This window comes from Ruminococcus sp., from assembly GCF_045129435.1.
Taxonomy (GTDB): Bacteria; Bacillota; Clostridia; order Oscillospirales; family Acutalibacteraceae; genus Ruminococcoides.
Genome location: NZ_JBGVJL010000197.1, coordinates 25,654 through 39,635 on the forward strand (window position 1 = coordinate 25,654; position 13,982 = coordinate 39,635).

The following is a 13,982-nucleotide window of genomic DNA, read 5'->3' on the forward strand; positions in this document are numbered from 1 at the left end:
ATATGAAAATTGAAAAGCTTATTCAAGATTTTTTAATCAGGAAATCGAGCAGCTTAAAGGTTGACAAGAAAAAGCTTTTTACTTCGTATGTTTCACTTTTTCTTGTTTCGGCGGTTTTAATTACCGCCACAATGTCGTGGTTTACTCAAAAGGATTCCGCAAGCCTTGATACAAGTGCAATTTCAATGAATGCAACTGCGGGAATGAGAGTAAACAGCGGTGATGAGCTTTCGGGACAGATAAAGCTTGCCGATAACCTAAGACTTGCCGAAGCCTCAAGTGTTGACGGCAGAAATATGTACTTTCCTGCGTCAGAATCATTCACTACTACAACTTCGGATATGCTTTTCAGAGATGGCAACGCAGGAGATAAGAATGTAAAGTATTATTACAAAAACTTTACGCTCAGTTCAGACTCAGGCGACACAGATGTATATGTAAAAGACTTTACGGTGAAGGTTGGCAGCAATGTTTATTCAACCGACCTTCAGAAGGATAATGAAGAAACTACAGTTGATTGTCCTATCAGAATAGCTTTTATTCTTGACAGCAGCGAAACTCCGATAGTGATTGACCCAACAGCGGCTCTTGATGAATACGCAACAACCTATCGTGCTGTAGGAAATACAAATTCAGATGGAAGTCCGATACTTACAGATTCAACGGCTCATTCGTTTGCCGAATACTATTTTTCAAACAACAACCCGATTTTTACCATAAAAGACGGTCAGAAGCTCGATGTTACCATGGTTGCATGGATTGAGGGCGGAGATCTTATTAAGAACGGACAAAACAAAGGCTCGATCTGCCAGAATTTTGTTGGTCAGGCAGTAAACATAATGGTTAATTTTGAAACCAACTGGGACAATATGGATACCATTGAATTTGTCGATGACACCGTTGGTGATAATGATAAAAGCGTAAAGCATTGGATAAATTCGGACAGCTGTATTGTTACAATGTCTTATATAGACGCAAAGACAGGCAAGCAAAAAACTCTTGCAATGCTCAAGTCGCCTGACTATGACAACGACTACACATGGAGAGCATCTTTGCCGTTTGGCGTATTGACTAATATTACCTTTAACCGCTACAGTCCGACAGAAAAAACCGTATGGAACGCATGGTACACAAGACCGGGTGTAAACTCAATGCACTCAGACCAAAAGGTAAAGGGACTTGATGAAACCCGAATTAAAACAGGCTCAGACGGAAAGAAATACCGTTGTATAAGGTATGTTGCCGAGGGTGGTAACGGTTACGAAACCACAGAAAAATACAGACCGTATCCTTGTAACGGACATTGGTCAACCGTAGGCGGTAAGGAAACCGACAGCGAAACCGAGGTAACCAAGAATTCCGAGTGGTACATTTCATCAAATCTTTCCGGCAGTCAGCGAGATGAAAAGCTTGATGAGTCGCTTGAAAATGATAATGTATATACCTATTCGGTATCATTAAAGGCAAACAGCAGTTATACATTTAATTTTAAAAATATTATCACAGCTACCACAGCACAGGGCACAACATCGTCAACCACATATTACGGCGGTACATCTGTAATTATCGATAATGTTACCGATAATGCAGTTATAAAGGCTGAAAGCGGAGATAAATTCACCTTAAAAACCACAACTATGGGCGACTATGTAATAACACTTGATGCTTCAGCTGAGGATAATTATAAATTCACAATAACCAAAAAAGAAACTACAGAGGTTGGCGGAGATTGCTCTATTTCTGTAACGCTTCAGGATAACTCAAGCAGTGCATGGGTTTATAGAGATTGTAAATACAATGGCTCACATCTTTATGCTGTATTTAGCAATGGCACAGAAATAGAGCTTAAAGAAAAAGGTGATAAGTATATGGAATATCTTAACACCAAAATACCAAGCGGTCAGATATTTGAAAGAATTGAAATCAGAAATTCCCAAAATAAAGCTTATCGTACCTGGAATTTAAATCTTGAAATCAATAAAAGCACAACGTTCAAGTGTACTTTAAATTCAAACGATAACATTTCGGTACAAGAATAACAAAAGGAGGGCCACATAGTGAAAAGGTTTTTGAACAAAAAATTTATTAAAAAGAACATTATCGCCATTGTGGCTCTCGTTGAAGTTTTACTTATTAGCGTTGTTTCGGTTTTTGCCTGGACAGAAACTATTTCTTCATTGAAAATTCTTACTCAGAAAGACGGCGTTATTGACACAGGCATAAATAATACCGCCAAAATTGACGAGTCAATCACAGCTTTAAATCTCGATTCATATTTCAGCAAGTCAGGCAATGTGCATCTTGCATCTTGCTCAAGTCCGAACGGCAAGGATTTTTACTTTCCGATTAAAAAAACTACAAGCTCAAGTTCTGCATTGAAATACAGAAAAAATAATATTAATGATAAAAATGTAAATTATCTGAGCTTTTCTTTGCAGGTAAAAGCCGACAGTGCCGACAGAACCTTTTATTTCAGGCAGTCGCCTACAATAAAAATCAACGGCACAGCTGTTTCTAATACCGACACCTCATTGCGAATGGCTTTCTATCTTAATGATGAGAATAAGGGAGTTTTTGCAAAAAGCAGTGCAGAGGCAACTCCGATTAACAGTATAAACGGAGATACAACCGCCCTCACAGTAAATTCATTTGGCAATTATACTATCGGAAAAAACTCAATTTTTTCTGTTAGTTCAGGTAAGACAGCAACTCTCACAGTGTCCCTCTGGCTGGAAGACCCGACCTGCAAGATTACAAGCGGCGTTGTATCCGTTGAGGGACTTGAGCTTATCACAACCGCACAGCAGACAACAAGAATTACATTTGTAGATAAAACGTCTGCTTTTAACGATCAGAACAATGCTTCTACTAATTCGTGGCATTGGGTTAAAAATGACGGTGCGTGTGTGTGGCTGTATGACGGCACAAACTCATACAAAATGACAAAAAACGGCGACTCTGACGAGTGGATTGCAAATGTTCGCTCCGGTTCATATACAACAAATACAGCCATTGTTTTCTATCGCACATCAAGCACAGTTACAAACCCTGTAACCGATGCGGCGGATAAAACCAAGGTATTTAACAAATGGAGTACCAAATATCAGACCGACAGTGCTACTTATACCGCATTCGGCTCTAAGTATAATGCAAGCGGTGATTGCAGAGGTACTTGGGACAGCGTAACTGAAATTACGCTGAATGCTGAGAATACCACAACTGCAAAGGCAGTACTTCCAATACCGTCAACTACAGCAACCAATAAGGCTGCTCACATAAAATTACTTTATAAAAGCGGCACTTCTGACATTGGCGTAGAAATGAGCTATGAAAACGGATTTTGGCGTTGCTTTATTCCGTCAACGGTCAATCAGCTTGGCTTTAGTGCAGAAAATGCGACAGGCCCTGATACTTCAACTTTAAAGCAAACATCTACCACACTCACAAGAAATAATGAAACCGCCTATACGGTAACCTCTCAGAATACAGGCTACTGGGGTGCAGGTGTTCTTGTAAAGGCAACTGTAGATGATTCTTGCAAGGACTTTGGTACAGCAGATGTAAAGATTGGCAGCAACAGCGTGAACGGCTATAGAGTTACAAAAGGCACAAAGGTAACATTTGTAGCCACACCAAAGACCGACTATCAGTTCAAGCAATGGAAAGACGGCACTACAGTCAATACAAACAGCACCGCAGAGGTCACAGCAAATGCTGACCTTAACTATGTTGCTTATTTTATAGATAACTATAAGCTTACCTTGCATTCAAGGGTGGTTGGTGCTGCTACGGATTCCACAACAGGTGGTACAGTAAAGCTTACCTCCGGTGGTACAGCAGGCAGTACAGCGGTATATAAGGCAAAAGGCGGCACTAAGGTTACATTAACCTCTGTATTTACCGCAACACCAAACACTCACTACGAGATTGATGGTTGGTATGATGCAAATGGAAATAAGGTAACCACAGTAACGCTCAATTCTGATACAGATGTTTATGTAAGGTTTACATACAAAACTTACAAAATAACAGCACATTCGCAGGTTGAGGGTCAGACTACCGATTCTACAACAGGCGGTACTGTAAAATTAAAGAGCGGAACAGCCGCTTCATCGGCTTCGTATTCTGCTATATACAACAATACATTCACACTTAACGATGTTTTCGATGTTGTACCTGACCAGAAGAACTATGAATTTGTTAATTGGTATGACAAAAACGGAAATGTTGTAAAAGGAGATACAGAAATTAAAGTAAGCGGTGATTTGAACTATTACGCTAAATTTAAGCAGACAAAGGTTACTGTTTACTTTAACAAGAACAATAATTCTGCGTGGAACGGCACAATTAAATACTATGTTTGGGATGCTAACGGAAACCCTGAGAAAGCTTGGCCGGGTAATCCGACCACCGAAGTGAAAATTGGTAATACAACATATTATAGTGCCCAGTTTGATTTATCTAAGAACTACAAGTACATTATTTTCAACAGCAACGGAAATCCGCAAACGGTTGATATTGAAATTCCGACTAACAGCGGATATGTAGTTTGCAAGCTTAACGGCAATAAAGAAGGCAATAACTACAAGGTTGACAAATCAACCAATAAACCATCATAAAGGCAGGAGGTGAGCCTATGAAAAAGTCAAAAGTTTTAGCATTAACAGCATTGAGCGTTATATTATGTCTTATGATTATGTGTACTTCGAGCTTTTCGTGGTTCACCCGTGGCACTCAGACCGGCGGTTATTTTAGTTGGACTAATGATGATACCAATACTGCCCTCAGCTATAATACTTCAAACGGCAGCGGAATATCAATGGCTACTTATTCATCACCGGACGGCAATACCTATGGCGATAATGAAGTAACTGCTTTGAGCAACAGCAGTGGACTTGCGGCAGGCGACCGCAAATATTACCGTACAGATATTACTAATTCGGGCAGTACAGACCAGAGTGTTTCGCTTTATCTTTCAAACTTAGAAACCTCCGGAAACGGCAAATTCTATCTCGGTGTAAATGACCCGTTAAAGACTTATAAAAATTACAATGTGAATATAACCCATGATTCAGGCACAAAAACACAGCGTAATGTTATGAGAGTGTATTTTCAGCCTAAAGGAGTTTGGTCAGTTACAGATTATTATGTGTGTTATACAGATAATTCTAAAAATACTTTTTTAAAAATGTCATCAGTAAACAACGGAACATACTGTGCGGATATTCCAAACACAACAACCAAGTTTTATTTTGCGAATGCTAATAATGTTACATCAGACAATGGCAGAACACCGGATATTTCACCGGGTAGTTTGTCACAGACTAAAAGTGTAGTTTACTGGCTTACAGGCGGTGAAGATGGTTATAAAAACAAGTTGTATTCATCAAGTGATGGAGTTACCGGAGCTAATATTCTTGAGTATTATAGTTCAGTAAATCTTTTAAATGGTTCAAGTTTTTCTATTGCACTTGCAAGTGATAAATATACAGGCAATGCTCCAACATATACTTCAAATAATTCAGATGTTTGTACAGTTGATAGTTCTGGTAAAATTACTGCTAAAAAAAGTGGTTCAGCGAGCATAACAATAAGTGTAAAAGGGGTAAGCTATGGTGAAACTCTTTCGGTAACTTGTGATGTTACAGTAGGAGAAAATATGTCTGATATACCGGTAGTCACCAACCTAAAAGTTCCTGCAAAGGGTGATAAAGACACAGTTGTGTCAGTTTACTGGTATATTAAAAATGATTCAGACAGCGGAAATCTTACATACAGTATTGATGATTTATATCTTTCGCTTTAATAAAGCAAAAGGGAATATCATTGATTTATAAAATTGCTAATACCTCTCTCTTTAAATAAAAAAGGACAGCAGATTCTTCGACTGCTGTCCTTTTTGTATATAGTAAGTTGAATTATTCATTTGCTGACGCAAAAGCTTAAATTAATAAAATTTAGGTCAAGCCTTTTTAAAGGCTTGTGGGTTTGGGCAAAGCCCAAGAATAGTTGTGCCTATTGCAATTTGTAAGGCACAAACAGCACCGCTGTTTATGTGCTAAAGCAAGGTTTGTAAAAACAGGTGACAGCCTTTTAAAAAGAAATAATTTTTATTTAATAAGAACGGACTTTTTGTGTTGCTGTCGCATTATAAGGCTTTCACCATTATGCTTAATCAACCAAACAGCAAGCTATTTGGCTATCGGAATTTTATGAAAGCTTAAATTATTTGTGGGCAAAGCCCACAACCTTTGAAAAAGGTTGACCAAACTTTTTTGTTCGAGTATAAAGTTTGTAATAATTCGAGCAAAAATTTTTCGACCGTTACAAGGAATAATTTATATCATAATCTATTAATAATATCTGATTAAAGACACAACTTTACCGAGAATTGCGACTTCATCGGCTATAATCGGCTCAAAAGCGTCATTTTCAGGCTGTAGTCTGAAATGACCGTTTTCTTTATAAAAACGCTTTACAGTAGCCTCGTCATCAATGAGAGCAACCACAATTTCGCCATTAGACGCAACAGGAGTGCGGTGTACAATTACAATATCGCCGTCAAGTATTCCTGCCTTAATCATACTTTCGCCCTTTACATGCAGAGCAAAAAGCTCTCTGCCACGGCTCAGGCTTTCGGGAATCGGTATGTAGGTTTCAATTTCCTCAACCGCAAGCACAGGATAGCCTGCGGCAACGCTGCCCACGAGTGGTACATTCACGCTACGCTCTTCGCCTGTAATGCGAATACAGCGGTTCAAGCCATGCTCACGCTCAATAAGCCCCTTTTCCTCAAGTGCTTCAAGGTGGTGGTGCACAGTAGAAGTAGATTTCAGACCGGTTGCCTCACAAATTTCACGCACAGACGGTGTTCTGCCCTCATCTGCACATTGCTTTAAATAGTTATAAATAGCCTGCTGGCTTTTGCTTAATGGTTTCATAGTGACCTCTCAAGTAAATAAGTGTCGATTTATGCCTGCATATATTATAACACATTTCTTCCTAAAAATCAAACATTTGTTTTAATTTTTTAAAAATAATTTTTCAATCTTCTTTCATAATAAGTTCACACGCTTTTCAAATAAATATAGTTTAATATAACTGTACTCAAAAGGCGGAACCGCAACCGCCGAGTATATTGTTCTACCCTCCTCAATACGGGCACTCGGCCCGTAATTGTACCCCTCATTTTTTTAAGAACAGGAAAGCACCATGTTTAACTGCATGGTGCTTTTCAATTTTGAAAATTTAGTTCTGCTTTAAACACAATAGCAACACAAAACAGAAAAGATATTCTTTTTCTATTTTATAAATCTTTTCTTATTAATAGGCTGTCGCCTGTTTTGTCAAACTTTGCTTTAGCACACAAACAGCAACGCTGTTTGTGTCTTATAAATTGTTATATTGGAAGATTTTATGGGCTCTGCCCATACCCGCAAGCCTTTAAAAAGGCTTGACCTAAATTTTTATGCCCAGGCAGAAAGTACAGGCAATCTCAAAACTTTTAACTCCTAACCATAAGCAATATTCTAATTTTTGATATCCACATTTCCAGAAAAACAACAGGCAGATGTTGAAAAATACATCTGCCTGTTTCTTTTACAAAAATTATTTAGCTAAAACCTCAACAATTTCACTGATATACATTTTGTGGAAATCGTCATTGTACCACTTATCAACAGCCTCATTATCCACAATACTTTCACTGTTAAGGAACTGAGCGTACATTTTTTTGCACACAAGCACAAGCTTAGCCTCTTTAAAGTATGGCACACCGTCCTCTGTAAACGCAGGAGTAAGACCGGTTTCGGCTACCTTATCAACATCTCTGCCGCTCTTTGAGCCGCAAAGTTTGAGTGCGTCACGATATTTTTCGTCAAAAAAGCTCATTGTGTAGTAGCCGTTGTTCTCGATAAACTCAAATGTATAACGCTGTGGACGAATAAATGTAAAGGCAACCGGCTTGCCCCACATAATACCTGCACCGCCCCAACTGATTGTCATTGTGTTAAATTTGTCGGCATTTCCGCTTGTAACAAGTGCCCAATCCTTTCCGATAAGGTCAAATACACTTTCGTTAATCTCCTGTGGATTGATTTTCTTAAAATCTGACATAATTATCCTCCTAAAAGCATTGTCAAAATTTATTTTGTGCCTGTTGAGCCAAAGCCGCCTTCGCCACGCTCTGTATCTGAAAGCTCGGTTACCTCGGTAACAGTCGGCACAATTACAGGTGCAATCACCATTTGTGCCACCCTCTCAAACGGCTCAACTGTATACGGCTTGTCTGAAACATTGCAAAGACCAACGCAGATTTCGCCCCTGTAGTCGCTGTCAATAACTCCAACGCCGTTGGCAAGGCAAATGCCGTGTTTAATGCCGAGTCCGGATCTTGCATAAATAAACGCTGCCACAGACGGGTCAGGCAATTCAATGGCAATGCCTGTTGGAATAACTGCTATCTTTTGCGGCTCAACTGTGATTTTTTCGTTAACGCAGGCATATAAATCCATACCGGCAGCACCGGCTGTTGCAATTTTGGGGATTTTTGCGTTTGGTTTTACCTTTTTTATCTTTAATTCCATAACTGTCCTTTCTTTTTAGATTGCATATACAATCATTTTTTGCAGGAATTTTAAAAATACCTTGCAAAAATAAAGTTTAAAAAATTTTAATAATGTTTTATTAGAAAATTAAAAGCTTGTAATTTTTGTAACAAGACTTTAATTTAATTCTTTTAAACAATATTAACAGAGTTATTAACATTAACATTGTTTTAACAATACTATTTAACACCCCTAAGATATAAACCCCTTGTTGATTTGACTTTTAACATCGGATTTTCCGTAAATTCGCATATGTTATTCACATTTTCCACATAGTTTTCAACAGTCAGCCTAAGTGAATAAAACGATGTTGAAAGTGTGGAAAACTCTTTTTGTGAGATGTAAAGGGGTACACAATTCAGCACTTCGGTGCATATTCCGTCACATTTCAACGGAAATTTTTCACCTTTTCTGTCCGTCATTTTTGAGCTGTTTTTGCAAGTTTTGCAAGAGATGTTTTCGCTCTTTGCAGGACAGTTCACGGTAAGCATAAGCGGCAGATGTCCGTAGGTGATAATTCCCCTCGGAATTCTTCCGCCGAGGCGGTTAATTCTCTCAAAAGTAAGCTCAAAGCTTAGCTCAACATCTTCAAATCCGTATTCCTCTGCCCAGAGTAGGTCAAAGGTATTTACAATATTAAGACCAAAACCGCCATGTACTCGCATTTTTTCGGCTTTTGCCATATACACAGCGGCAAGATTTCCGCAAAGTGCGTGTTCAATTCCAAGTTCTTTTACCTCGTGCAATCTTTTTGCAACTCGTTCTTCCGACTTAAAAAGTCCTCTCGGAATTTCAACACCGATTTTGTAGCCGTCAGCCAAAAGTGATTTCAACTTTTCGTTATCGGTAAAAATCGGAACATAAATCAGTTCACATTCCTTGAAAGCAGGTGAAAACTTTGCAGTAGTCATTCTTGCCCTGATTGCGTTTCCGTTTGGCACAAGCGAGGTGTCAGGTTCGGTAATTTCAACATCAAAAATTTTATAATCGTGCCATTTTGCCCTTAAATTGTCAAGATTAGAAAGGGCATCTCTACGCATTGCGTTAAGCACAGAGAGTGGGAGAGAGAGGCTGTCCTCAATATTTATACTCAGGCTGTCAAAGAAATATGCCGTTGCCCCCGTCTTTTTAAGCTGGGCATCGCACTTTGCTTTGTCAAGTGCAACCTTTTCGGCTTTCTGGCAAATAAAGTCAGAGCCGACCCTTATGTTATTTGTGCCGTCTGAAATTTCAAGCACAGGATTTTCACCGATTTTCGCTGTAAAGGTGCCGTTAATCGCAATGTTGCTCAGTTCGTCCTTGTAGCTTTGGCGAATTTTTGAAAAAAGCTTTTCGTCGGCAGATACCACATCATTTTTTCTGCGGTAGCCAAACATTTCATATCCCGTTTTGCCTGTATAGTAGCCGTCAGTAAAGCCTGTGCGGGAAAATACGCTTTTCAGAAGTTCGGCGGTATCGTCACTTATAAAGCCGTTGTCACGCTGTTCCTTGCAGGCCCTTACAGCAGCCGAAACATACTCGGGTCGCTTCATTCTGCCCTCTATTTTAGCGGAAGCAACACCCATTTCCTGCAGCTGCGTAATATATGGTATAATGCTGTTGTCCTTCAGGCTGAGAGCGTGTCCGTCCCTGACCTTGCCTACAGAAAACGGCAAACGGCAAGGCTGAGCACAAGCACCGCGGTTTCCGCTTCTTGAGCCGAGCATTGCACTGAAATAGCATTGTCCCGATACGCACATACACAATGCACCATGTACAAAAACCTCAAGCTCAACGGGAATTTCAGCCGCTTTTTCAAGCTCTTTTTTGCTCATTTCCCTTGATACAACAACCCTTTCAAAGCCCATTTCATAAAGAGCCTTTACACCATAGTAAGAATGTACGCTCATTTGGGTGGAGGCGTGCAGGTGCATTGACGGCACAAGCTGACGGGCAAGTCGGGCAACACCCATATTCTGAACAATAAGTGCGTCAACATCTGCCCTTGCGGCAATCAGTATAGCCTCTTTAAGCCTTTGCATTTCATCGTCAAAAACAATGGTGTTGAGGGTGACATAAACCTTTACCGAGTGAATGTGGCAGTAGCGAACCGCCTCTTTAAGCTCATTTTCGTCAAAATTATGGGCAGAAGAACGGGCGGAAAATTCCTTTTCGCCCAAATAAACCGCATCTGCACCGCTACGCACGGCAGCCACAACGCTGTCCATACTGCCGGCAGGTGCAAGAATTTCAATTTTATTTTCCATAGTCATCATTGATCAAAAAGTGAGATCTGCTGCTTGTGCATCTGACGGATAATTTCATCGTTTTCCTCAGTCTTATCGTTCTCTGTTTCATCTGACTGAGCAGAATTAACCGCCTGCTGCAAAGCGTTTCTCAGCTGTTGATTTTCCTTTTCAAGTCTTAAATATTTGCGTGTGAGTGCGGTGTTTTCATTGATAACCTCAGCAAGACGGTTTTTGTACTCGGTGCATTGCTTGTTAAGGTCGTTTGTCTGGCGGATAATCTTGTCTGCCTTAGAGATGCACTCCTTTTTGTTACGCAGAGCCTTGTTGCGGTCGTCACAAAAATTAAGAGCTGCAAGCACAGCACAATCTCTTGTGTCAAGGTGGTGGCTTGAGGTTATAATAGTTTTAATCTGCTCAATAACCTCATCAGCAACTTTTTGCACATATTTTTCGTCATCCGTAGTAATTACCGAGTAGCTCCTGCCCTCAATCTGTACGGTGACTTTTCTTTTAGTATTCATTACAGCACCTCTCCATATTCAAGCCCTGAAAAGCAGAGCTTTTTACAATAAATTATAATCCACCCTAAATTATAATATAAATTTTGGTGTTGTTAAAGTATTATGTTAAACTTGTAATCTAATTTTGATAAAATTATCCTGATATAGCGTTTTTTTGTTATTTTTTGTCAATTATATTGTAAACCACCAAATTTTGTGCTATCATATAATATATGCGACAAAACAGTACTGTTTTGTCGATTTCGCATCGTTTTACTACTTATAATATTGTTTTTTTGATAGTAATTAATAACATTTTATTAATATTACATATCAAAAACACTTTTGCGGAATATTATTTTACAGGGAAGTGATTATATGCCAGTTCCTTTTGATTCAAGAAAAATCTACTATCGTTCACCATTCGGTGCGGTTGAGCAGGGAACAACCATACATTTAAGAATACTTTTGCCACGAGATCTCCACACTCAGAGAGCAGAATTGGCAGTTAAGTATGATTACGATTACAGCTGGGAATATTTTGGCTTTTTCTGGTGTGGCACTTTTGATGACGCTACTGAGATTTGGGAGGCTGACTTTACTCCGGACAAAATCGGATTGTACTGGTATGGCTTTAAGCTTCACACAAAGTACGGCATAAGATACATTGTGCCGTCAGATCCATATAACATCAGTACAATTGAAACTTCACCGGGCAGAAGCTGGCAGCTTACTTGCTACAAAAAGGGCTTTACTACCCCAAAGTGGCCTGTTGGTGGTGTTATGTATCAAATTTTGCCGGATAGATTTAATTTCAGCGGTGAAGAGAAGAACCTTACTCGTACCGATTTTACAAGAAATACCGATTGGTATGCTTTGCCACAATGGTGGCCTAACGAGAACGGCGAAATTACTAACAGCGACTTCTTTATGGGCGACTTAAAGGGTATTACCCAGAAGCTCGATTATCTTGAGGAGTTGGGTGTAAGCTGCATTTACCTAAATCCGATTGGTGAGGCTTACTCAAACCACCGCTACGATACAGGTGATTACTCAAAGGTTGACCCGATTCTCGGTACAAATGATGATTTCAAAGAGCTTTGTGCTGAGGCTAAAAAGAGGGGTATCCATGTAATTAACGATGGTGTTTACTCTCACACAGGCTCAGACAGCATATACTTTAACAGGAGCGGCAGATACGGCGAGAATACAGGTGCGTACAGAGATAAAAATTCTCCGTACTACAGATGGTATCAGTTCAACAACTGGCCAAATGATTACCACTCATGGTGGGGCTTCTATACCTTGCCTGAGGTAAATGAAACCGACCCGCAGTTTAATGAATACATTAACGGCAAGGACGGTATTGTAAGAACCTTTATGCGTTACGGAAATTCAGGCTGGCGACTTGATGTTGCCGATGAGCTTCCTGACGAGTTTATGGAGAACCTGCGTAAGGCTGTTAAGGAAGAAAATCCTGAGGGCTTTATTGTAGGTGAAGTATGGGAAGACGCAAGCAACAAGGAAAGCTACGGTGCAAGAAGAAAATTCTTGCTTGGTGAGCAGCTCGACTCTGTAATGAACTATGTGTTCAGAAACGCAATTCTTGATTTCTGCCGTGGTGCAGATGCCAAGTATGTTATGGATCAGATTATGAGTGTTATTGAAAACTATCCTCGCCCTGTGCTTCGTGTGCTTATGAACTCGCTTTCAACCCACGATACCGAGCGTGCTCTTACCGTTATTGCAGGCGAACCGCTCAACGGCAGAGATCGTCAGTGGCAGGCAAATCAGAAGTTAAGCTATGACCAGCGTAAGCGTGGCATTGCACTTTTAAAGCTTGCCGTTGGTATGCAATATACTCTTCCGGGTTTCCCGTGTGTGTATTATGGTGACGAGGCAGGACTTGAGGGTTATCGTGACCCATTCAACCGTTGTTGCTATCCATGGGGCAGAGAGGATAAGGAGCTTATTGAGTGGCATAAGGCACTCGGTAATCTCAGAAAGTCTTGCTCACCGCTTTGGGACGGTGATTTTGTTAAGGTTACAGCTGATAAAAACTATCTTAGCTATATCCGCCTTGACAAAAAGACCTCGCTCTATTGTGCGTTCAACGCAAGCAATGAGCAGAGAGAGCTTGATCCGCCTCCAGGATACGCTGACGGCACACCGCTTTTTGATACAAAGCTTGAAAACGGCAGATTAACCATTCCGCCACTCAGCTGTGCCTTCATTATGAATGAAACCGACAGCAGATTAAGCCTTGCTTATTAATACAATTCAATAAATAAGGCTATTTTTGAATAGTTTGGGTAAATTATGGTTTATACTACAAAATTATCGGAAATTTGAAAGCCTTCCCCTTGAGGGGAAGGTGGCATTTTCGCAAGAAAATGACGAATGAGGTGTCGCCGTTTACGGCGTTTTTCCTTAGCTAAAGCTTTGTTATAAGTGAACTCTTAGCGAGTTCAACACCTCATCAGTCACTTGCGTGACAGCTTCCCCTGACAGGGGAAGCCTTGGTGCGTATCTGAAAAATCATTTAAATTTATAAATCTGCTAAACAATAATTTATCAATGTTACCCTAATATTAAAAACCATAAATAAAAAGGAACGGTCTGCAGTTGCAAACCGTTCTTTTTGTTTC

9 protein-coding genes are annotated in these 13,982 nt (G+C 39.9%); 4 read left to right on the forward strand and 5 right to left on the reverse strand.

Annotation, left to right across the window (positions count from 1 at the left end; all coding sequences use genetic code 11):
- Positions 1 to 2 precede the first annotated feature (2 nt).
- From ACJMMI_RS09650 to ACJMMI_RS09660, 3 genes are read left to right on the forward strand one after another with little or no spacing between them, the layout of a single operon-like run.
- Complete coding sequence (locus tag ACJMMI_RS09650) at positions 3 to 2,039, forward strand: hypothetical protein (RefSeq protein WP_405355289.1); 2,037 nt, start codon at positions 3 to 5, stop codon at positions 2,037 to 2,039.
- Positions 2,040 to 2,057: 18 nt separating this feature from the next.
- Positions 2,058 to 4,619: a starch-binding protein gene (locus ACJMMI_RS09655; protein ID WP_405355291.1), complete on the forward strand. Its 2,562-nt coding sequence runs from the start codon at positions 2,058 to 2,060 to the stop codon at positions 4,617 to 4,619.
- 17 nt (positions 4,620 to 4,636) lie between these two features.
- The gene (locus ACJMMI_RS09660; protein ID WP_405355293.1) at positions 4,637 to 5,806 is read left to right on the forward strand and encodes an Ig-like domain-containing protein; all 1,170 of its coding nucleotides are present in this window, start codon (positions 4,637 to 4,639) and stop codon (positions 5,804 to 5,806) included.
- Between the two features lie 547 nt (positions 5,807 to 6,353).
- Here ACJMMI_RS09660 and lexA read toward each other — a convergent pair.
- The 5 genes from lexA to zapA all read right to left on the reverse strand — a co-directional run bounded on the left by lexA (position 6,354) and on the right by zapA (position 11,355).
- Positions 6,354 to 6,941, reverse strand: coding sequence for a transcriptional repressor LexA (gene lexA, locus ACJMMI_RS09665; RefSeq protein ID WP_405355295.1), 588 nt, complete (start codon positions 6,939 to 6,941; stop codon positions 6,354 to 6,356).
- A gap of 667 nt (positions 6,942 to 7,608) precedes the next feature.
- Complete coding sequence (locus ACJMMI_RS09670; protein WP_405355296.1) at positions 7,609 to 8,115, reverse strand: flavin reductase family protein; 507 nt, start codon at positions 8,113 to 8,115, stop codon at positions 7,609 to 7,611.
- Between the two features lie 29 nt (positions 8,116 to 8,144).
- Entirely contained in the window at positions 8,145 to 8,585 is a 441-nt protein-coding gene (gene dut / locus ACJMMI_RS09675; RefSeq protein ID WP_405355297.1) for a dUTP diphosphatase, read from the reverse strand.
- A gap of 200 nt (positions 8,586 to 8,785) precedes the next feature.
- Positions 8,786 to 10,852 (reverse strand): DUF3656 domain-containing protein, encoded by a 2,067-nt coding sequence (locus ACJMMI_RS09680; protein ID WP_405355299.1) that lies wholly within the window; start codon positions 10,850 to 10,852, stop codon positions 8,786 to 8,788.
- Positions 10,853 to 10,857: 5 nt separating this feature from the next.
- Complete coding sequence (zapA, locus tag ACJMMI_RS09685; protein WP_405355300.1) at positions 10,858 to 11,355, reverse strand: cell division protein ZapA; 498 nt, start codon at positions 11,353 to 11,355, stop codon at positions 10,858 to 10,860.
- A 357-nt stretch (positions 11,356 to 11,712) separates the two neighbouring features.
- On the opposite strand from zapA, the gene ACJMMI_RS09690 reads away from it, so the two are divergent.
- Entirely contained in the window at positions 11,713 to 13,608 is a 1,896-nt protein-coding gene (locus ACJMMI_RS09690; protein WP_405355301.1) for a glycoside hydrolase family 13 protein, read from the forward strand.
- The last annotated feature ends 374 nt before the right edge of the window (positions 13,609 to 13,982 follow it).

Excerpts from the sequence above, each read along its gene's own strand:
- lexA (WP_405355295.1), bottom strand. The coding sequence starts at position 6,941 with ATGAAACCATTAAGCAAAAGCCAGCAGGCTATTTATAACTATTTAAAG.
- ACJMMI_RS09660 (WP_405355293.1), top strand. The coding sequence starts at position 4,637 with ATGAAAAAGTCAAAAGTTTTAGCATTAACAGCATTGAGCGTTATATTA.
- zapA (WP_405355300.1), bottom strand. The coding sequence starts at position 11,355 with ATGAATACTAAAAGAAAAGTCACCGTACAGATTGAGGGCAGGAGCTAC.
- dut (WP_405355297.1), bottom strand. The coding sequence starts at position 8,585 with ATGGAATTAAAGATAAAAAAGGTAAAACCAAACGCAAAAATCCCCAAA.
- ACJMMI_RS09690 (WP_405355301.1), top strand. The coding sequence starts at position 11,713 with ATGCCAGTTCCTTTTGATTCAAGAAAAATCTACTATCGTTCACCATTC.
- ACJMMI_RS09670 (WP_405355296.1), bottom strand. The coding sequence starts at position 8,115 with ATGTCAGATTTTAAGAAAATCAATCCACAGGAGATTAACGAAAGTGTA.
- ACJMMI_RS09650 (WP_405355289.1), top strand. The coding sequence starts at position 3 with ATGAAAATTGAAAAGCTTATTCAAGATTTTTTAATCAGGAAATCGAGC.
- ACJMMI_RS09680 (WP_405355299.1), bottom strand. The coding sequence starts at position 10,852 with ATGGAAAATAAAATTGAAATTCTTGCACCTGCCGGCAGTATGGACAGC.